Here is a 19,385-nt window from a genome sequence, read left to right on the forward strand (position 1 = left end):
CACCGACCCGCGCGAAGCGACGGTTCGCTGACAGCGTGATCGCCCGTTACCCGCCTGCCAGCCGAGTTGAGTACGGTTGAGGCATGTCCGACCTGCCCTTCGGCTTTTCCGCTGGAGACGATCCCGACCGCGACAAGCAGGGGAAGGACCGCAACTCCGGCGCCGGCAACCCGTTCGGCTTCGGCGGCGGCGACTTCAACATGGCCGATCTCGGCCAGATCTTCACCCAGCTGGGCCAGATGTTCAGCGGTGCCGGTGGCCCGATGGGCGGCTCGTCCGGGCCGGTCAACTACGACCTGGCCCGCCAGCTGGCGTCGAACTCCATCGGGTTCGTCGCGCCGATCCCGGCGAGCACCACCACTGCCATCGCCGACGCCGTGCATTTGGCCGACACCTGGCTCGACGGCGCGACCGCGCTGCCCGCCGGCGCCACCAAGGCCGTCGCCTGGACCCCCAATGACTGGATCGACTCCACCCTGGGCACCTGGAAGCGGTTGTGCGACCCGATGGCCGAGCAGATCGCGTCGGTGTGGGCCTCGGCCCTACCCGATGAGGCCAAGGCGATGGCCGGCCCGCTGCTGGCGATGATGACCCAGATGGGCGGCATGGCGTTCGGCTCCCAGCTGGGCCAGGCGCTCGGCACGTTGTCCCGCGAGGTGCTGACCTCCACCGACATCGGCTTGCCGTTGGGCCCCAAGGGCGTCGCGGCGTTGCTGCCTGAGGCCATCGAAGTCCTCTCCGAAGGACTCGAGCAGCCCCGCAGCGAGGTCATGACCTTCCTGGCCGCCCGCGAGGCGGCGCATCACCGGCTGTTCAGCCACGTCCCGTGGTTGTCCAGCCAGCTGCTCAACGCCGTCGAGGCCTACGCCAAGGGCATGAAGATCGACATGAGCGGTATCGAGGAATTGGCGGCGGGCTTCAACCCGGCCTCCCTGGGCGACCCGGCCGCCATGGAGCAGTTGCTGAGCCAAGGCATGTTCGAGCCGAAGGCCACGCCGGAACAGACCGCCGCCCTGGAACGCCTGGAAACCCTGCTCGCCCTCGTCGAGGGCTGGGTGCAGACCGTGGTCAGCGCCGCGCTCGGCGATCGGATCCCCGGCACCGCGGCACTCTCGGAGATGCTGCGGCGCCGGCGAGCCACCGCCGGGCCGGCCGAGCAGACCTTCGCCACACTCGTCGGCCTCGAACTGCGGCCGCGCAAGATGCGCGAGGCCGCGGCGTTGTGGCAGCGGCTGACCGATGCCGTCGGCATCGACGCCCGCGACGCCGTCTGGCAGCACCCCGACCTGCTGCCCAACTCCGCCGACCTCGACGAGCCCGCCGCCTTTGTCGACCGGATCATCGGTGGGGACGCCAGTGAGCTGGACGAAGCATTCAACCAGGCGATCGCCGACCTGGAGAACGGCCCCGGAACTGGCCCCGAGCACGGGGACGACAACCCCAAGGCCTGACCAGCCAGGCTGTGGATAACGCGATGGGCCCACAGCGTACCGGTGGCACAGTCGTCGCATGCGGCGCTACGCCCTCGATCCCACCCTGCCGGTGCTACTGCGCCCCGACGGCACCGTGCAGGTCGGGTGGCACCCGCGCCGCGCCGTGCAGATCCATCCCCCCGCCGGCCTGAGCGCCTCCGGCCTGGCCGCCGTGCTGCGCGGCATGCAGGTCCCGATGGACGCCGCCGGTCTGCAGCGTCTGGCCGCCGCCCACGGCATGACCGACACGACGGGCTTCGACGAATTGCTGACGGCGCTGGTGTCCGCTGGAGCGGTGCGCGACCGCAGCGCCGCACCGCCTGCCCGAGCCCTGGCCATCCGGGTGCACGGCTGCGGCCCCCTCTCCGATCTGCTGGTCGACGCCCTGCGCCGATCCGGGGCGCGCATCAGCCACACCAGCCACGCCAACGCCGCGGTGTCGCCTGCCAGCGCCGACGTCGTCGTGCTCACCGACTATCTGGTCGCCGACCCGCGCCTGGTGCGCGACCTGCACGCCGTGGGCGTGCCGCACCTGCCGGTCCGCGTCCGCGACGGCGCCGGACTGGTCGGCCCGCTGGTCATCCCCGGCGTCACCAGCTGCCTGGGCTGCGCCGACCTGCACCGCACCGACCGCGACGCGGCATGGCCGGCGGTCGCCGCTCAGCTACGTGACGTGATCGGCAGTGCCGACCGCCCGACGGTGTTGGCCACGGTTGCCGTCGCCCTGGGCCAGCTGAACCGGATCATCACCGCGGTGCGGGACTCCGAATCGCCCGGCGCGCCGCCCTCGACGCTGAACACCACCTTGGAAGTCGATGTGAACGCCACCACGATCTCCTCCCGGCGCTGGTCACGGCACCCGAATTGTGGATGCTGACATCTATGGTTGCCAGGGCGACCGCGTCGGGGATGATGGTGTGGTGGCAGACATCAAGCGCGGCCGTGCAGCCCGCAACGCAAAGCTGGCGACCATTCCGGTCGGCTTTGCGGGCAGGGCTGCGCTGGGGCTCGGCAAACGGCTGACCGGCAAGTCGAAAGACGAGGTCAATGCCGAGCTGATGGAGAAGGCTGCCAACCAGCTGTTCACCGTCCTCGGCGAGCTCAAGGGCGGCGCGATGAAGGTCGGGCAGGCGCTATCGGTGATGGAGGCCGCCATCCCGGAGGAGTTCGGCGAGCCCTACCGCGAAGCGCTGACCAAACTGCAGAAGGACGCCCCGCCGCTGCCCGCGGCCAAGGTGCACCGGGTGCTGGACGGGCAGCTGGGCACCAAGTGGCGCAGCCGGTTCACCTCGTTCGACGACACCCCGGTCGCGTCGGCCAGCATCGGCCAGGTCCACAAGGGCGTCTGGTCCGACGGCCGCGAGGTCGCCGTCAAGATCCAGTACCCCGGCGCCGACGAGGCCCTGCGCGCCGACCTCAAGACCATGCAGCGCATGGTCAGTGTCTTCAAGCAGCTCTCCCCCGGCGCCGACGTCGAGGGCGTGGTCGACGAACTCATCGAGCGCACCGAGATGGAGCTGGACTACCGGCTCGAAGCCGACAACCAGCGCGCCTTCGCCAAGGCCTACACCGACGACCCGCACTTCGTGGTGCCGCACGTGGTGGCCAGCGCCCCCAAGGTGATGATCACCGAGTGGATCGAGGGCGTCCCGATGGCGCAGATCATCCGGGAGGGCACCGTTGACGAACGAGACCTGTGCGGCACTCGGCTCATCGAGCTGACTTTCGACGCCCCGGGCCGACTGGGCATGATGCACGGCGACGCCCACCCCGGGAACTTCATGATGCTGCCCGACGGTCGGATGGCCGTCATCGACTTCGGTGCGGTGGCCCCGCTGCCCGACGGGCTACCCGTCGAGATCGGGATGATCATCCGGCTGGCTCGCGACAAGGACTACGACCGGCTGCTGCCCACCATGGAGAAGGTGGGCTTCATCCAGAAGGGTGAACAGGTTTCGGCCACCGAGATCGACGACATGCTGCGCCAGTACGTCGAGCCCATCGAGGTCGACGTCTTCCACTACACCCGTAAGTGGCTGCAGAAGATGGCCGCCGCCAACATGGCGGTCTCCTCGCAGCAGATCAAGACCGCCCGCCAGATGGATCTGCCCGCGAAGCTGGCCATTCCGCTGCGGGTGATCGCCTCGACGGTGGCGATCTCGGCGCAACTCGACGCCCACGTGCCCACCCGGGCGCTGGCCGAGCGATTGGTTCCCGGGTTCCTCGAACCCGTAGAACCCGAAGCCGTGCGCTGACGGCTTCGGGTCCGGCCCTCAGGCGGCGATGACGTCCTTGCGGGGACGTCCACGCGGCCGCTTGCGGGCCACCACGGTGCCGCGTTCGACGATCTCGCCACCCCAAACACCCCATGGCTCACCGCGTTCCAACGCGGCGGCAAGGCACTGCCGCCGGATCGGGCAGTCCCCGCAGAGGACCTTGGCGCGCTCCAGCTCGACGGGCGTCTCGGCGAACCACAGGTCGGGATTCCCGACGTGGCACGGCAACACCGGCAGCTTCTCCTGGCGGACTGTCGATGTCGACATGTCCTGCTCACCTGCTTCCTGGTCGTATCGCTTACGTATCGCTTCGGTGGGAGATCCGGACCAGGAATCTTTGAGGAAAAACAATGGCCACGGATCCTGTGACTTCGGGTCCGTGGCCAGTGGCTGTGTCTGGGAGCTTTCCTAGTTGAAGCTCCTGTCCACGGACGCGATGGTCGGGGCGGCGTTGCGGCGCTTACGCTGAGCCGCAATGGCGGCGGTCGCCCCGGCGGGGTGAGCACCGTAGGCAGCATGCGCAGGACGCGGGGTCGCCACGACGTCCTGGAAGGACCACATGCGATGCGTAAAGCCGGCTACGCCATAGTCAGCGGTGATCATCGTCAGGCCCCTCCTCTCGTACCGTCGGGCAGTGCGAAAAATTTCGGTTTTGAGGCTAACCCCAAACCCTGATTCGCCACAAGCGAATTTCTGACCTGCAGTTTCGTGGCGGGCGCGGCCCTGCGCCGAGAGCCGGGATGCCGACCCGGCCCACCATCGCAACGCCGGGGCTGACAAACTATTCCTCATGGCACAGATAACCCTGCGTGGAAATGCGATCAACACCGTCGGCGAGCTGCCCACCGTCGGCGACCAGGCCCCCGAATTCAGCCTGACCGGTACCGACCTCGGCGCCGTGGACAGCGGCCAGTTCGGCGGTAAAGCGTTGGTGCTCAACATCTTCCCGTCGGTCGACACTCCGGTGTGCGCCACCAGCGTGCGCACCTTCAACGAGCGCGCCGCCGCGACCGGCGTTCCCGTGGTGTGCGTGTCGAAGGATCTGCCGTTCGCCCTCAAGCGCTTCTGCGGCGCCGAGGGCATCGAGAACGTCGTCTCGGCGTCGGCGTTCCGCAGCAGCTTCGGCGAGGACTACGGCATCACCATCGCCGACGGGCCGATGGCCGGCCTGCTCGGGCGCGCCGTGGTGGTCGTCGGCGCCGACGGCAAGGTGACCTACACCGAACTCGTCCCCGAGATCGGCCAGGAGCCCGACTACGACGCTGCGCTCGGCGCGCTCGGCTAGCCAAAACCTCTCCCCCCAAGAACGGGACGGATACCGCACTTAGGTGCGGTATCCGTCCCGTTTTTGGTGTTGCTACTCGACGGCGCCGTTCGGAGGTCGTTTAACCTCCAATCAACGTTGCCAAGCGTAACCTTTCTCAATATCACCTGAATCTGTCTGTTACGCGAACGAGAGGGTGCTGAAAAATGAACAATAGGCGAACTACCTTGGCGGTTCATGTGACGACACTGGCGGCCCTGGTCACGTTGGGCGCCGCCCCTCTCGCGTCCGCCACGCCCATGGATCCCGGTCTGGGTTCCGGGGAATCGGGAGCGGTCACCGGCGCCGGGTTCGGACCGAGTCAGGGTGTCGGCGACGCGTCGAGCTATACCGGCGGTGGGACGTCGAACAACCTGTGCGGCGCGCCGTCGGCGGTGACGGGCATCAACGGCGAGAACTGCGCCGGCGCTTCCATCGGCGTCGGCGGCCCCTCGAGCTACACCGGCGCCGCCACCGCCAACAGCACGGGGGGTACCGCCAGCCTCGGCGTCGGCGATGTCAGCAGCTACACCGGCCAGGGCACACCGGGGACAGCGGATAACGGAACGAACGCCACCACGAGGACCGTGAATTACGGTCCCGGATAACGCAGCCGGGTCAGTCGCCCGACACTCGGATAGATATTTCTTCGGTATGAGTCACGTGACCCGGCCGGACACCGCAGCCATCCTTGAGACATGCAACCGATAGCGCGAAATGACCACACGCACAGTCCGATTCGACATTCGCGGAGCATTCTGACAGCCGGCGCCGCCGCGTTGTTCGCGGCGATCACACTGTCTGGCTCGCCCGTCGCCGCGGCGGACACTCACGGCGAATCCGGCGCGGTCACCGGCGCCGGCGGTGGACCAAGCCTCGGTGTCGGCGGCCCATCGAGCTACACCGGCGGTTCGACGTCCAACAACCTGTGCCATACGCATTGCTCCGGCGCCACCGTCGGCGTCGGGGGCCCATCGAGCTACACCGGCGGCGCCACCGCCAACCACCCTGGCGGGACGGCAAGCCAAGGCGTCGGCGACGTCAGCAGCTACACCGGCGGGGGCATCCCGGGGATAGCGGACAACGGCACCAACGCCACCACGAGGACCGGCAACTACGGTCCCGGCTAGTGGCGGGCGCGCACCAGGTCGAGCACGTCGGGGCCGAACTGCTCGAGCTTGCGCGCCCCGATGCCGGGGATGGCCACCAGCGCCGCGTCATCGGTGGGCAGGGCCTCGGCGATCGCGATCAGGGTGTTGTCGGTGAACACCACGTAGGCCGGGACCTTCAGTTCCTTGGCCGTGCGCGAACGCCAGTCCTTGAGTTGGCCGAGCAGCTCATCGTCGACGTCGACCGCGCAGGTTTCGCAGCGGCGCAACATAATCGCCGGTGCACTGGTGAGCACCGCGTTGCAGACCCGGCAGCGCGGTGTGCCGCCCTTCTGGCGACGCGGTTTGGTCGGTGACGGCTCAGCCTGAGTCTGGGGCGCGATGCCGTTGAGGAACCGGGATGGACGCCGGCCCTGCCGCCCGCCGGGGGTGCGGGCCAGCGCCCAGCTGAGCTCCAAATGCACACGCGCACGGGTGATTCCGACGTAGAGCAGGCGCCGTTCCTCCTCCACGGCCTCACTGTCGGGACCGTGGGCCAGCGCATGCGAAATCGGCAGTGTGCCGTCGGCCAGGCCGACGAGGAACACCGCATCCCACTCCAGCCCCTTGGCGGCATGCAGCGATGCCAGCGTCACGCCCTGCACGACCGGTGGATGGCGGGCATCGGCACGGGCGCGCAGCTCGCTCATCAAGGCGGGCAGTTCCAGCTCTGGGCGAGCGGCCACCTCGTCGTCGACCAACTCGGCCAGCGCGGTCAGCGCTTCCCAGCGTTCGCGGGCTTTGGTGCCGGCTGGTGGTTCGGCGGTCAGTCCGAGCGGTTCGAGCACGGCACGCACGATCTCCGGCAGCCCGCCCTCGGTCTGGCCACCCCGCTCCGCGACCCGCTGCAGCGCGACCAGGCTCTGCCGGATCTCCTGGCGGCTGAAGAACCCCTCACCGCCGCGCACCTGGAACGCGATACCAGCCTCGGTCAGCGCCTCTTCATAGGCCGCGGACTGGGCGTTGATGCGGTAGAGCACCGCGATTTCGGCTGGCGGCGTTCCGGATTCGACGAGGCGCTTGATGGTGCGCGCCACCGCCGTGGCCTCGGCGACCTCGTCGGGATGTTCGTGGAAGGTCGGCGACGGGCCGGGGTCGCGCTGGCCGATCAGGTGCAGCTTGCTGCCGGCGACCCGGCCGCGGGCAGCGGCAATCACCCGGTTGGCCAGAGACACCACCTGCGGCGTGGAGCGGTAGTCCCGTTCCAGGCGCACCACCGTCGCCTCCGGGAACCGCCGCGAGAAGTCCAGCAGATAGCGCGGCGAGGCACCGGTGAAGGAATAGATGGTCTGGTTGGCGTCGCCGACGACCGTCAGATCGTCACGATCCCCCAGCCACGCACCGAGCACCCGTTGCTGAAGCGGGGTGACGTCCTGGTATTCGTCGACGACGAAACAGCGGTAGCGATCCCGGAATTCGGCGGCGACCGCCGCGTCGTTCTCGATCGCGGCGGCGGTGTGCAACAGCAGGTCGTCGAAATCGAGCAGCGCGATGCCGTCGCGGTTGGCCTTGAGCTTCTCGTACCCGGCGTAGACGGCGGCCACCTTCTCGGCGTCCAGCGGGATGTCGCGGGATTCCTTGGCCACTGCCGCGGCGTAGCCCTCCGGGCTGATCAACGACGCCTTCGCCCATTCGATCTCGCCGGCGAGGTCGCGGACGTTGTCGGTACTCACCTGCAGGCGGGCGCGGCTGGCGGCCTGGGCCACCACCGAGAACTTGGTGTCCAGCAGTTGCCAGCCCGTGTCACCGACAACCCGCGGCCAGAAATACTGCAGCTGCCGGCGGGCGGCGGCGTGAAAGGTCAACGCCTGCACCGAGGATACCGGCGTCCCCGCGGTGTCGGCCGACTCCATTCCCCGCAGCCGGGCCCGCATCTCACCGGCGGCCCGGGAGGTGAACGTGACCGCCAGCACCTGACCCGCCGCGACGTGGCCGTTGGCGACCAGGTGGGCGATGCGGTGGGTGATGGTGCGGGTCTTGCCGGTGCCCGCACCGGCCAGTACACACAACGGTCCCCGAGCGGCCAGCACGGCTTCGCGCTGTTCGTCGTCGAGACCGCTCAGATGATCGACGGACAACGGCATGGACACCATCTTGGCAGGGGGTGGGGACATCGCACGTCGGCGCTCCGCTAGGTTCGACCTCATGAGTGGCAACGAACCCCAGCTCACGATGTACAGCACCGTGTGGTGCGGTTACTGCAAGCGCCTCAAGACCGCACTGACGTCGGCGGGCATCGCGTTCACCGAGATCGACATCGAGCACGACATGGAGGCCGCCAAGTTCGTGATGTCGGTCAACGGCGGCAATCAGACGGTGCCCACGGTGAAGTTCGCGGACGGCAGCGCGCTGACCAATCCCAGCCTCAAAGAGGTCCAGGCCCAGCTGGCGTCCTAAGCAGCGCCGAGATCGACGTAATGCTGCGTTCTTCTCGCACCTTCGCGGCGGTTTGTCGGTTTGGGCGCAATTAGGCGTGGGCCGCCCAGGATTCGATGATCTCGCGGGCGATCGAGATCGATCCGGGCAGCAGCAGCTTGGACGCCGAGTCGCTACTCCAGTCGCCCTGCTCGAGGGCCGCGCGCACCTCGGCGCGGGTGAACCATGCCGCCTCGGCGATCTCGCCGTCGTGAAAGACGAACTCCTGCTCGGGGTCGGCGACGGCGTGGAAGCCCACCATCAGCGAGCGCGGGAACGGCCACGGCTGGCTGCCCAGATATTCGACGTCGGTGACGGCCAGCCCGATTTCCTCGGCGACCTCGCGCACCACACAGGTCTCGAACGACTCACCCGCTTCGACGAAACCGGCGATCAGCGAGAACAGCCGTTGCGGCCAGTTCGTCTGGCGGGCCAGCACCGCCCGGTCGTGGCCGTCGTGCACCAACACGATGATGGCCGGGTCGATGCGGGGGAACTCCTCGTGGCCGGTGAGCGGATTGAGTCGCGACCAGCCACCCTTGACCGGCCGTGTCGGCGCGCCGTCGACCGCGCTGTAGCGGGCCTGGTCGTGCCAGTTGAGCAGCGCCAGCGCGGCGGCGATCAGCTGGGCGCTGGCGTCGTCGACGAACTGGCCGCCGCGGCGCAGGTCGGAGACGTCGGCGTTGCCGTCCGCCGGCGCCTCCAGTGCGGCCCGGATTCCCCACACGTGCCGTCCGTCGGGCAGGCGGCCCAGGAAGACCGCGTCGGCGGGCGGCTTGTCGCCCAGTGCAGTGGTCGACCCGAGCACGACGCGGCCGTCGGCGACCATCACCTGGTTGCGGTGATCGACGCGCAGCAGCGCCGCATCCGACCAGCCGGCGATCGCGGCGTCGACATCGGTGCGCAGTTGATCGGCGCGGTCCGCGCCCACCCGAGAGAGCAAGGGAACGTTGCGCAGTCGGAAAGCCACCGCGCTCAGTCCCCCGCGCTGCGCACGTAGAGCAGCCGGTCGGTGGTCTCCAGGGCGTCGGCGTCGGGATCGTCGACCCGCAGCAGCTTGCCGCCGCGCACCACCCCGAGCACCAGATCGGGCAGGTGGCGCGGCGAACCGCCGACCTCCTTGGGCTCGACCTCACGTTCGGCGATCGCGAACCCCGCATCGGGGGTCAACAGATCCTCGATCATCTCCACCACGCTCGGCGTGCTGGTGGCGATGCCCAGCAGCCGGCCCGCGGTCTCCGACGACACCACCACCGAGTCGGCGCCGGACTGGCGCAGCAGGTGCTGATTCTCGGCTTCGCGGACCGAGGCGATGATCTTGGCCTTCGGGGCCAGCTCGCGGGCGGTCAACGTCACCAACACCGCGGTCGGGTCACTGTTGGTGGCGACGATGATCGAGTGGGCGTGCTGGGCGCCGGCCAGCCGCAGCACGTCGGACTTGTTGGCGTCGCCGCGCACGGTGACCAGACCGGCCGCATTGGCGCGGTCCAGCGAGACCTGGTCGGTGTCCACGACGACGATGTCGGCTGGCGCGGCGCCGTCACCGATCATCGCGGCCACCGCCGTCCTGCCCTTCGTCCCGTACCCGATGACGACGGTGTGGTTGCGCACGCTGTTCCTCCAACGCTGGATCTTGAGAGCCTGCCGCGACGCCGTGGTCAGGGTTTCGACGGTGGTACCGACCAACACGATCAGGAACGCCACCCGCAGCGGGGTGATGACCAGGACGTTCACCAGTCGCGCGGTCTCCGTGTACGGCGTGATGTCGCCGTAGCCGGTCGTCGACAGCGACACGGTTGCGTAGTACAGGCAGTCCAGGAAGGTCAGTGGGCCCTCGCGGACGTCGCGGTAGCCGCCACGATCGAGGTAGACGATGATCACCGCGGCGAACAGCGCCGTGAGGGCGTAGAGCAGGCGGCGGGCGATGCGCCGGCCCGGGCTGACGAACTTCTCCGGAATGTGGAGATAGTCCACGAGCGCGCTGTCGGGCTTGGCTGCCAGGTTCTCGTCGATCGCCTCGAGCCTGCGCCGCAACCTACCCTTGGCCACGCGTCTCCGTCATCGTGCCCAACCGCTTCGCCCCAGCTCCCACCACACGAGCATTATGTACCCATGCCGACGACGACGACCGAATCCGCACGCCCCGCCAGCCAACTTCCCGCGTACCGCACCGCCGCGATGCTGATCGGCATCGGGCTCGGGCACTTCGTGGCCCCCAAGCCGTTCGACACCATCGTGCCCGCCGAGCTGCCGGGTGATCCGCGGTTCTACACCTACGCATCCGGAGTGGCCGAGGTCGGCATCGGAACGATGCTGCTGGTGCCGCGGACCCGCCGCGCCGGCGCGCTGGCCGCGATCGCCCTGTACCTGGCGGTGTTCCCGGCGAACATCAACATGTGCCGGTTGTGGTGGGGTAAGCCGCTGCCGATGAAGCTGGCCTCGCTTGCGCGCCTGCCGTTGCAGATCCCGATGATCGTTCAAGCGGTCGCGATCAGGCGCAACGCTCCGCGCTACTAGCGGTAGCGAGCAGAGCCACCAATTCCTCCGGGCCGGGCAGGGCGTCCGGCCTGACGGTGGTACCCGCGCGCACATAGTGGAACGCCGCGCGCACGGACTCCACCGGACAGTCTCGCAGCGCCGCCCACGCCAGCCGATACACCGCGAGCTGGACGGCGGCGTGCCGGCGGGCGTCTTCGTCGGCCGGTGGTTCGCCGGTCTTCCAGTCGACCACCGTCATGCCGCCATCGGGGTCGGCGAACACCGCGTCGATGCGTCCACGCACGACGGTGTCCCCGATCGCCATCTCGAAGGGCACCTCCACATCCAGCGGGGTGCGCGCCGCCCACGGTGACGCGGTGAACGCCTCCTGCAGCGCCGACAGCTCGCGGGTTTCGGTAGGTACACCGTCGACCGCGCCGGGCAGGTCGTCGAGGTCGAACAGCCGCTCGGCGCCGTAGAACCGCTGCACCCACTCGTGGAATGCGCTGCCCAGCATCGCGTGCGGGTCGGGGCGCGACGGCAGGCGGCGGGTCAGCCGCTGCAAGGCTGTGGGATCGCGGTCCAATTCGACCAACGCGCTGACCGAGAGCTGGCTGGGCACGGCGACCGGCGCCGGGGCGGCCGAGCGGGCCCGCTCGGCCAGCAGTGCGTCGACGTCACCGGCCCAGTCCTCGGGATCGTCGGTGTCGGCGTCGGGGATTGCGCCGGTGATCGCCGCCCGCACCAGGGCGGCGCCCCGCTCGACGTCACCACGGCCGGCGCCGAGCGGATCGGCCGGCCACAGCGCCTCACGAACGTTGTCGCGCAACGGATTCGGTTCTCCGTCGCCCGGCGCCGGCGCCCACTGTTCGACCTCGCCACACGGTTGACCCGCCTCGGCGGCAGAGGTAATGATCTCTTTGATCTCGCAGAGGAAGTCCGACGGGCCGCGCGGCTTGGCTTCGCGTGGGCCCCAGTGATGCCCGGACACCAGCAGGGTGTCCTCCGAGCGGGTGATCGCGACGTAGAGCAGGCGACGTTCCTCGTCGAGACGACGCTGTTCGAGCTGGTCGCGATGCGCCATGATGATGTCGGACAACATCTTTCGATCGCTGACGGTCGAAGTGTCCAGCACCGGGACGCCATGCAGGCCGGCGACGGCACGGTCACCGCGCAGCAGCGGCGGCAGATCGGCCGGATCGGTCAGCCACGTGCGTTTTGACGCCGTGGACGGGAACACCCGCGCCGAGAGATGCGGTACCGCCACCACCTCCCATTCCAGCCCTTTGGCCGCGTGCACGGTCAGCACCTGGACCCGTCCGGCGGCCACGGTAACCTCGGCGGGCGCCAAGCCGTTCTCGACCACGGCGGCGGCATCGAGGTAGGCAAGCAGACCGTCGACTCCGGCGCCGAGCCGCTGCGCGTAGCCGGCGACCACGTCGGCGAAGCGATCCAGGTGCTCGGCGCCGGCCCATCCCGCGGCGACCGGGCTGGCCGCGCGCACCTCGACGTCGACACCGAGGACACGACGCACCTCGGCGACCAACTCCGGAACGGGATGGCCCAGGAAGGTCCGAAGGCGCGCCACTTCGTCGGCCAGCGCTGTGATCCGTCGGTAGCCGTCGGGCGAGTAGCCCTCCGCCGGTCCCGGATCGGCCAGCGCGTCGGCCAGGCTCGCGCCGTCGGCGTCGGGGGCCACGGCGGCGATGATCTGCTCGGCGGTGGCTGCTGCCGGCCGCGTTCCGTCGAGGGTCACGGCCCGCCGCCACAGCGCGGCGACATCGCGCGCGCCAAGCCGCCACCGCGGCCCGGTCAGCACCCGCATCGCCGCCGCGCCCGCGGCGGGATCAGCCACCAGCCGCACCATGGCCACCACATCGGCGACCTCGGTGATGGACAACAGCCCGGCCAGGCCCACCACTTCGACCGGGACACCGCGGGCCACCAGCGCCTCGGCGATCGGACCGGCGTCGGCGTTGCGGCGCACCAGGACCGCCGCGGTCGGCGGCGCGGCGCCCACCGCGGCGGCACCGGCGTAGCGTTCGGCGATGTGGTCGGCCAGCCAGTCGCGTTCGGCGGCCACATCGGTCAGCAAGGCGCACCGGACCGTGCCCGCTTCGGCGCCCGGACGCGGCCGTAGTGCCCGTACCGCAACGGATCTGCGGCGGGCTTCGGCCGAGACCGCGTTGGCGATGTGCAGCGTGCTCGGCGGGTTACGCCAACTGGTGCGCAACTCCAGGGTCGGGGCCGGCGACCCGTCGGGGCGTGGGAAGTCGGTGGTGAACCGTGGCAGGTTGGCCGCCGACGCGCCCCGCCAGCCGTAGATGGACTGGATCGGGTCGCCCACCGCCGTGAGCGCCAGGCCCGCGTCGGCTCCGCTGCCGAACAGCGAGGACAACGCGATGCGCTGGGCGTGGCCGGTGTCCTGGTATTCGTCGAGCAACACCACCCGAAACCGCTCCCGCAGCTGCGCACCGACCTGCGGGCACGTGGAAGCCAGGCGCGCCGCGGCCGACATCTGTGAGCCGAAGTCCATCACCTTCTCCGCCCGCATCCGGTCGTGCAGCGCGTCGATGAGCGGCACCAGCGCGCTGCGCTGGGTCTGGGTGGTCAGCATGCTCAGCAGCCACTGGCTGGGACCGCGGTCGCGCTGATAACGCCCGGCCGGCAGGTGGTGCACCAGGTTCTCCAGTTCGAGGTGGGTGTCGCGCAACTGGTCGGTGTCGACGAGATGCTCGGCCAGTTCACCGGAAAGCCGCAGCACCATCGCGGTGACGCCGGCGGGGTCCTTATCGGTGTGCAGCGGGCCGCGGTAGGCGCTGACGACGTCGAACGCCAGCTGCCAGAGCTCGGTTTCGGACATCAGCCGCGCGTCGGGTTCCACCGGCAACAGCGGTCCGAACTCGCGCAGCAACGCCCCGGCGAACGCGTGATAGGTGCTCACCGTGGGGGCACCGACGGTGGCGGCGCCGAGGTGGCCGGCCAGCCGGGCCAGCCTGGAGCGGACCCGGCGCAGCAGCTGCCCGGCCGCCTTGCGGGTGAATGTCAGGCCCAGCACCTGGCCGGGGTCGGCGAAACCGTTGGCGACCAACCACACCACCCGTGCGGCCATGGTCTCAGTCTTTCCCGCACCGGCGCCGGCGATGACGACCAGCGGCCCCGGCGGGGCACAGATCACCGCCGCCTGCTCGTCCGTGGGAGCCGGAAGGCCCAGGGCGGCAGCAAGTTCCGCGGGTGTGTAGGTCATGACGGATCCGTTCGTGGTGCGGTGTGGGCCGGGCAGGCGGAGCGCATCGGGCAGTGCGTGCATCCGTCGTTGACCCGGGCGAGGAACTGCGGGCCGGCGGTGGCACCGGCCGCCTGCTGCACACTGTGCCGCCACTCGGCCTGGCTGTCCGGAGTCATCGCGGACTGTTCGCGCTCGGTAGCACCGGCGCTACTGGGCTTGCCGAGATAGACCAGCCGTCCACCGCCGGGCCGGTCGCCTTCGCTGAGAACACCTTCGGCGATGGCCAGTTGATAGAGACCCAGCTGGGCGTGGCGCTGCGCCTCGTCCTTGGTGGCCGGGCTCTTGGCGGTCTTGAGGTCGACGATCACCAGCCGACCCTCGGCGTCACGTTCGAGCCGGTCGACCCGTCCCCGCACTCGCACGCCGGGCAGCTCGTCGCCGGGTTCGGCGATCACGCCGTCGAACTCGACCTCGGTTCCGATCTCGGTGAGCTCGTGGCGCGTCGCGGAGCGCCACGCCACGAACGCCTCCAGCATCGCCCGATGCCGGGCGAGCTCGTTGTCGGCGTACCAGCTCGAGTCGAACGGAATAGTCCCCCAGAGCTTCTCCAGATCCGCTACCAACGTGTCGACGGCAGCGGTGGCGTCGGAGACCAGCGCGTGCACTACCGAACCGAGCGCCGAACGCAGCTGTCGCCGATCGCTGCCACCGTGGCGTTCGGTCAGCCAGCGCAGCGGACAGTCGGACAGAGTCTGCAGGGTCGAGGGACTCAGCGTGACGGTGTGTTCCGCCCCGCTCCACAGCGGCTCGTGGGTGCTCAGTTCCGTCGTGGCGTACCACTGCGCGGGGTCGGCACCTGCGACGCCCTCAGCCGCCAGGCGGGCCAATTGCCTTGCCGCGGTGACGCGTTGACCCTCGGTTACAGCCCCGTCCGGTGCGCAGACGACTGAGCGCAGCCGACCGACCACGGCCGCCGGCGAGAGCACCGCCGGTGCGACTATGGGGTCGGAGGTGACGGCCCCCGGGGCGGTGGCCCGATCGATGGCATAGCCGGTGAGTTCGGTGACGAACGGTGACGGCAGGGCCGCCCCGTCACCGCTGTCGCTGTCGACGGCGGTGACGAGCAGCCGTCGCCGGGCACGGCCCATCGCCGCGATGAGCAGCCGGCGCTCCTCGGCCAGCAGCGGGGCACGCAGCGACACGTCGTCACCGAGGCCGTCGAGGACGTCGAGCAACCGTGAGGTACCGAGCACGCCGCCGCGCGGGGTGGTGTTGGGCCACAGACCGTCCTGCACCCCGGCGATGACCACCAGGTCCCAGTCCCGCTCCAGCGCCGCGTGTGGGCTGAGCACGGCGACCGTCTCGGTCGGTGCCGGACCGTCGGCACGTGTCCGCGGAAGTTGCAGGGCGGCAACGTGATCAAGGAAACCTGGCAGCGAGGCTCCGGTGGTGCGCGAGGCGTAATCTTCGGCGACGTCGAACAGGCTGGTGACCGCGGCGAGATTGCGCTCGGCCAGCGCCCCCTCGGTACCGCCACGTTCGGCCGCCGACAGACACCGCCGCTGCAGCCCGCTACGTTCCCAGGCCTGCCATAGGGTATAGCGCGGATCGTTGTGCCGCTGATGTGCACGGGTTGCGGCGGCCAGCACCGCACGGACCCGGTTGACGGGGCGCGCAAGTGTGGCGGGCAGCCCGACCGGCGCCGCGGTGAGCGCCGCGACGAGCAGCGCGCCGAACTCACCGGACCCGCCGCGGCGCAGCGCGCGCCGCAGCTGCCGCAGCGACACCGGGTCGACGCGGCCGATCGGCCCGGTCAGCAGCGCCAGCGCGCGTTCACCGTCCAGGCCGTCGGCGGTGGCGGCCAAGACGGTCAGCAGAGCGTTCGCGGCCGGCTGCTCCCCGATCGGCCCGGCCGGATCGGGCGACGCGACGGGCACACCGGCCACCGCGAGCGCCCGGGGCAACGCCGCGGCGGCCGACACCGAACGGACGAGGACGGCCAGCGACGACCACGGCAGCCCGTCGACGAGGTGGGCGCGGCGCAGCGCGTCGGCGATCAGCGCGGCCTCGGCATGCGCGGAGGCCGCGATGCGCACGCTCACCGAGCCGCCGTCGTCGCCGTTGCCGCCCAGTCCGCGCCAGGCGCTGCTGCCGGGCAGGCCGGCGGCGATCCCGCTGATCGCCGCCGCTACCGCGTCGGAGCAGCGATGGGAACGGGTCAGCTCGACGGCGGGCGTGTCAGGCGTCGTCAACAACTCCGGATCGGCTCCACGGAAGCCGAACACGGCCTGGTTCGGGTCGCCGGCCAGCAGGGTCAGGTCCGCTCCGGCTGCCAGCACGCGGACCAGGCGGGCGGCCTGGGGGTCCAGGTGCTGGGCATCGTCGACCAGCAGCAGGCGGATGCGGGACCGCTCGGCGGCCAGCAGGTCGGCGTCGGTGCCGAGCGCCTCCAGCGCGGCGCCGACCAGTTCAGCCGCCCCTAAGGCGGGCACGGTCGCCTGTGGTGCGGCGGTGCCGACCGCCGCCCGCAACAGCATCACCTGTTCGTACTGCTGGGCGAACCGGCCCGCGGCCACCCACTCCGGGCGCCCGGACAAGCGGCCGATGCGCTGCAGCTGCAGCGGGTCCACACCCCGCTCGGCACACCGGGCCAGCAGATCGCGCAGCTCCGTGGCGAAACCCGCGGTGGTCAACGCCGGGCGCAACTGATCGGGCCACCGCGACGCCGCCGCTGCACCGTCTTCGATGTCACCGGCCAGCAGCTCACGGATGATGCCGTCCTGCTCGGCCCCCGTGACCAACCGCGGCGGGGGGTCCCCGGCGCGGGCGGCCGCCTGCCGCAACACCGCGAAGGCGTAGCTGTGCAGCGACCGCACCAGCGGTTCGCGCACCACCGCGCGGCACGGCTCATCCGAGCGGGCCGCCAGCAGCTGCGTGGTCAGTGCGCTGCGCGCCGACGTGGCCAGCCGCCCCGAACCCGTCAGCAACAGAACCGATTCGGGGTCGGTTCCGGCGCCGATGTGCGCCGCGGCCGCCGCCACCAGCAGGCTGCTCTTACCGGTACCCGGACCGCCGACGATCCGGACCGTGCCACGCAGGCCGGGACGCAGCAGGTCACTCGGTTGGGGCTGCGGGGCCAGGCGGGCGGGTGTGGTCATGACGGGCATGACATCACGCGGGTCCGACAAGTTCTCGGCGCCTGGGATGCACCGACCGGTCGGGGCTTCCGTCAACCGGGCAATGTGGCTTGAGATTCCGCCTGGACAGGACCTCTGATGCGGGTGAGCGCAACTCCGATGACGACGAGGCACCCGCCCAGTGGCTGGTTCCACGCGAGCTTCTCGGCCAAGACGACGACACCGAGAACGACCCCCACCAGCGGGGTGAGGTAGGTGACGGTGGACGCGCCGGTCGCTCCCCACGCGGTCACCACGTTGACGTTCCAGATGTAGGCCAAACCCGTCCCGAACACCCCGAGCAGTGCCATGCTCGCGATGACTCGGCCGGATAAGTGCATGGGCTGCAAGACGATTGCCGGCGACAACACGACCATCACCAGTGCGCCGGTCCCCACCTGCATTGCCGCGACGACCAGCGCGGGCAACTGGTTCGGCAGCAGAAATCGGCGCAAATAGACGTACGCGGCCCCGTAGCTAGCGGTCGCCAACAGACAGGCAGCTTGCGCGGCGCCGCTGCCGGCGAGAAATCCCTGCCACGGCGAGAGCACCACGATCACGCCGGCTAAGCCGCACACCAGTCCCACCACCCGCCACCCGCTCGGACGATCCTCGGGCAACGCGACCGTCGCGATCAACATCGTCATCAACGGTGTCGATGCGTTGTAGATCGCCGCCAAACCGGACGTAATGTGCTGCTCGGCCATCGCGAACAACAGGAACGGCAGCACGCACAGCAGCACGCCCACCACCCCCGCGTGCGCCCAAACCGACAGCGACCTGGGTAGCGGCGCACGCGTCGCGGCGCAGAGCACCGCCAAGGTCAACGCCCCACCACCCAATCGAGCCAAGACGACCTGCGCCGGCGAGAGCCCCTCCAGGCCGACCTTGATGAACAGAAAACTCGCCCCCCAGGTCAAGGCCAACAGAATGAACTGGGCCAACACCCGCGAAGATCCACCGATCACGACGTCGAAGTTTCGTCCGGGCGCCGCACGGACGCTGGCGGGAATCCGACGCCATGGATCGGGGGGACTGAATCCCGACGCCCGGGTCGCTTTGCCCCTGCCCGTCGGACCACTGGCAGCATGGACGCCGTGACCTCCCCTCTCCACCTCCACCGCTATGGTCCGCCCGGCCCCGTGCAGGTTCTGGCCATCCACGGTCTGACCGGCCACGGCCGCCGCTGGCGGACGCTGTCAACCGTCCACCTGCCCGAATTGGCCGTCGCCGCACCCGATCTGCTCGGCCACGGCCGCTCGTCGTGGGCGGCGCCCTGGACGATCGACGCCAACGTGGCCGCGCTGGCGAGTCTGGTCGAAGACACCGCCGACAGCCCGGTGCTCGTCGTCGGCCATTCCTTCGGCGGCGCGATCGCGCTGCACCTGGCGGCGGCGTGCCCGGATCTGGTGTCCGGGCTGGTGCTGCTCGATCCCGCGGCCGGACTGGATGGGCAGTGGATGCGGGAGAGCGCCGAGGCGATGCTCGACTCCCCCGACTACACCGACCGCGACGAAGCCCGCACCGAGAAGTTCACCGGATCGTGGGCCGACGTGTCCCCCGTCGAACTCGACGAGGATCTCGACGAACATCTCATCGCCTTACCCAACGGCCGGTTCGGCTGGCGGGTGAGCGTGCCAGCGATGGTGTCGTACTGGAGCGAGCTGGCCCGCGATATCGTGCTGCCGCGGGAGGGAACCCCGACCACGCTGGTGCGGGCGCAGTGGACCGATCCGCCTTACATCAGCCAGGAACTGATCGGCGGGTTGTCGACCCGGCTCGGCGCGGACTTCACCCTGGTCGACTTCGCCTGCGAGCACATGGTTCCGCACGCCAAGCCGGCTGAGACGGCGGCCGTCATCCGGGGCATGCTCGAGAGCCGCTAGCG

General features: G+C 70.0%; 16 protein-coding genes. 9 read left to right on the forward strand and 7 right to left on the reverse strand.

Annotated elements, in window-relative coordinates; genetic code table 11:
• The first annotated feature begins 83 nt into the window (after window positions 1-83).
• Genes ACXDF8_RS18050 through ACXDF8_RS18060 form a run of 3 tightly spaced genes read left to right on the forward strand, consistent with a single transcriptional unit; the run spans window position 84 to window position 3,727 of the window.
• The gene (locus ACXDF8_RS18050) at window positions 84-1,451 is read left to right on the forward strand and encodes a zinc-dependent metalloprotease (RefSeq protein WP_457224647.1); all 1,368 of its coding nucleotides are present in this window, start codon (window positions 84-86) and stop codon (window positions 1,449-1,451) included.
• A gap of 58 nt (window positions 1,452-1,509) precedes the next feature.
• A complete protein-coding gene (locus ACXDF8_RS18055) occupies window positions 1,510-2,349 on the forward strand; it encodes a TOMM precursor leader peptide-binding protein (protein WP_457224648.1) in 840 nt (279 codons plus the stop codon).
• A gap of 1 nt (window position 2,350) precedes the next feature.
• On the forward strand, window positions 2,351-3,727 hold the full coding sequence (locus ACXDF8_RS18060; protein ID WP_457224692.1) for a macrolide-binding ATPase MABP-1: 1,377 nt from the start codon (window positions 2,351-2,353) through the stop codon (window positions 3,725-3,727).
• Between the two features lie 18 nt (window positions 3,728-3,745).
• On the opposite strand, the gene ACXDF8_RS18065 is transcribed toward ACXDF8_RS18060, so the two are convergent.
• Window positions 3,746-4,015, reverse strand: a complete 270-nt coding sequence (locus tag ACXDF8_RS18065; protein WP_457224649.1) for a WhiB family transcriptional regulator — start codon at window positions 4,013-4,015, stop codon at window positions 3,746-3,748.
• A 523-nt stretch (window positions 4,016-4,538) separates the two neighbouring features.
• On the opposite strand from ACXDF8_RS18065, the gene tpx reads away from it, so the two are divergent.
• From tpx to ACXDF8_RS18080, 3 genes are all read left to right on the forward strand, one after another.
• Window positions 4,539-5,033, forward strand: coding sequence for a thiol peroxidase (gene tpx, locus ACXDF8_RS18070; RefSeq protein ID WP_457224650.1), 495 nt, complete (start codon window positions 4,539-4,541; stop codon window positions 5,031-5,033).
• Between the two features lie 218 nt (window positions 5,034-5,251).
• Window positions 5,252-5,659: a hypothetical protein gene (locus ACXDF8_RS18075; RefSeq protein WP_457224651.1), complete on the forward strand. Its 408-nt coding sequence runs from the start codon at window positions 5,252-5,254 to the stop codon at window positions 5,657-5,659.
• Between the two features lie 90 nt (window positions 5,660-5,749).
• On the forward strand, window positions 5,750-6,181 hold the full coding sequence (locus ACXDF8_RS18080) for a hypothetical protein (RefSeq protein ID WP_457224652.1): 432 nt from the start codon (window positions 5,750-5,752) through the stop codon (window positions 6,179-6,181).
• Here ACXDF8_RS18080 and ACXDF8_RS18085 read toward each other — a convergent pair.
• The gene (locus ACXDF8_RS18085) at window positions 6,178-8,313 is read right to left on the reverse strand and encodes an ATP-dependent DNA helicase UvrD2 (protein ID WP_457224653.1); all 2,136 of its coding nucleotides are present in this window, start codon (window positions 8,311-8,313) and stop codon (window positions 6,178-6,180) included. The two genes, ACXDF8_RS18080 and ACXDF8_RS18085, sit on opposite strands and share 4 nt — an antisense overlap.
• A 31-nt stretch (window positions 8,314-8,344) precedes the next feature.
• Here ACXDF8_RS18085 and ACXDF8_RS18090 point away from each other — a divergent pair, with 31 nt between their 5' ends.
• On the forward strand, window positions 8,345-8,596 hold the full coding sequence (locus ACXDF8_RS18090; RefSeq protein WP_457224654.1) for a mycoredoxin: 252 nt from the start codon (window positions 8,345-8,347) through the stop codon (window positions 8,594-8,596).
• 70 nt (window positions 8,597-8,666) lie between these two features.
• Here the strand turns inward: ACXDF8_RS18090 and nudC are convergent, their stop codons facing one another.
• Both nudC and ACXDF8_RS18100 read right to left on the reverse strand, forming a co-directional pair.
• Window positions 8,667-9,584, reverse strand: a complete 918-nt coding sequence (gene nudC, locus ACXDF8_RS18095) for an NAD(+) diphosphatase (RefSeq protein WP_457224655.1) — start codon at window positions 9,582-9,584, stop codon at window positions 8,667-8,669.
• A 5-nt stretch (window positions 9,585-9,589) separates the two neighbouring features.
• Window positions 9,590-10,663: a potassium channel family protein gene (locus ACXDF8_RS18100; protein WP_457224656.1), complete on the reverse strand. Its 1,074-nt coding sequence runs from the start codon at window positions 10,661-10,663 to the stop codon at window positions 9,590-9,592.
• A gap of 63 nt (window positions 10,664-10,726) precedes the next feature.
• Between ACXDF8_RS18100 and ACXDF8_RS18105 the strand changes: the two genes are divergently transcribed.
• A complete protein-coding gene (locus ACXDF8_RS18105; protein WP_457224657.1) occupies window positions 10,727-11,131 on the forward strand; it encodes a DoxX family protein in 405 nt (134 codons plus the stop codon).
• Here the strand turns inward: ACXDF8_RS18105 and ACXDF8_RS18110 are convergent.
• From ACXDF8_RS18110 to ACXDF8_RS18120, 3 genes are all read right to left on the reverse strand, one after another.
• A complete protein-coding gene (locus tag ACXDF8_RS18110; RefSeq protein WP_457224658.1) occupies window positions 11,106-14,402 on the reverse strand; it encodes an ATP-dependent helicase in 3,297 nt (1,098 codons plus the stop codon). The genes ACXDF8_RS18105 and ACXDF8_RS18110 overlap by 26 nt on opposite strands.
• Entirely contained in the window at window positions 14,336-17,479 is a 3,144-nt protein-coding gene (locus ACXDF8_RS18115) for a PD-(D/E)XK nuclease family protein (RefSeq protein WP_457224659.1), read from the reverse strand. The genes ACXDF8_RS18110 and ACXDF8_RS18115 overlap by 67 nt, the downstream gene beginning before the upstream one ends.
• Before the next feature lie 71 nt (window positions 17,480-17,550).
• Window positions 17,551-18,465 carry a DMT family transporter gene (locus ACXDF8_RS18120; protein ID WP_457224660.1) on the reverse strand — a complete coding sequence of 305 codons (915 nt, stop codon included), beginning with the start codon at window positions 18,463-18,465 and terminating at the stop codon, window positions 17,551-17,553.
• A 120-nt stretch (window positions 18,466-18,585) separates the two neighbouring features.
• Between ACXDF8_RS18120 and ACXDF8_RS18125 the strand changes: the two genes are divergently transcribed.
• Window positions 18,586-19,383, forward strand: coding sequence for an alpha/beta hydrolase (locus ACXDF8_RS18125; protein ID WP_457224661.1), 798 nt, complete (start codon window positions 18,586-18,588; stop codon window positions 19,381-19,383).
• The last annotated feature ends 2 nt before the right edge of the window (window positions 19,384-19,385 follow it).

The organism is Mycolicibacterium sp. CBM1 (genome assembly GCF_054073305.1).

Coding starts and splice junctions, on each gene's coding strand:
- ACXDF8_RS18050 (WP_457224647.1), top strand. CDS start 84: ATGTCCGACCTGCCCTTCGGCTTTTCCGCTGGAGACGATCCCGACCGC.
- ACXDF8_RS18080 (WP_457224652.1), top strand. CDS start 5,750: ATGCAACCGATAGCGCGAAATGACCACACGCACAGTCCGATTCGACAT.
- ACXDF8_RS18065 (WP_457224649.1), bottom strand. CDS start 4,015: ATGTCGACATCGACAGTCCGCCAGGAGAAGCTGCCGGTGTTGCCGTGC.
- tpx (WP_457224650.1), top strand. CDS start 4,539: ATGGCACAGATAACCCTGCGTGGAAATGCGATCAACACCGTCGGCGAG.
- ACXDF8_RS18090 (WP_457224654.1), top strand. CDS start 8,345: ATGAGTGGCAACGAACCCCAGCTCACGATGTACAGCACCGTGTGGTGC.
- ACXDF8_RS18110 (WP_457224658.1), bottom strand. CDS start 14,402: ATGCACGCACTGCCCGATGCGCTCCGCCTGCCCGGCCCACACCGCACC.
- ACXDF8_RS18115 (WP_457224659.1), bottom strand. CDS start 17,479: ATGACCACACCCGCCCGCCTGGCCCCGCAGCCCCAACCGAGTGACCTG.
- ACXDF8_RS18105 (WP_457224657.1), top strand. CDS start 10,727: ATGCCGACGACGACGACCGAATCCGCACGCCCCGCCAGCCAACTTCCC.
- ACXDF8_RS18125 (WP_457224661.1), top strand. CDS start 18,586: ATGGACGCCGTGACCTCCCCTCTCCACCTCCACCGCTATGGTCCGCCC.
- ACXDF8_RS18085 (WP_457224653.1), bottom strand. CDS start 8,313: ATGTCCCCACCCCCTGCCAAGATGGTGTCCATGCCGTTGTCCGTCGAT.
- ACXDF8_RS18055 (WP_457224648.1), top strand. CDS start 1,510: ATGCGGCGCTACGCCCTCGATCCCACCCTGCCGGTGCTACTGCGCCCC.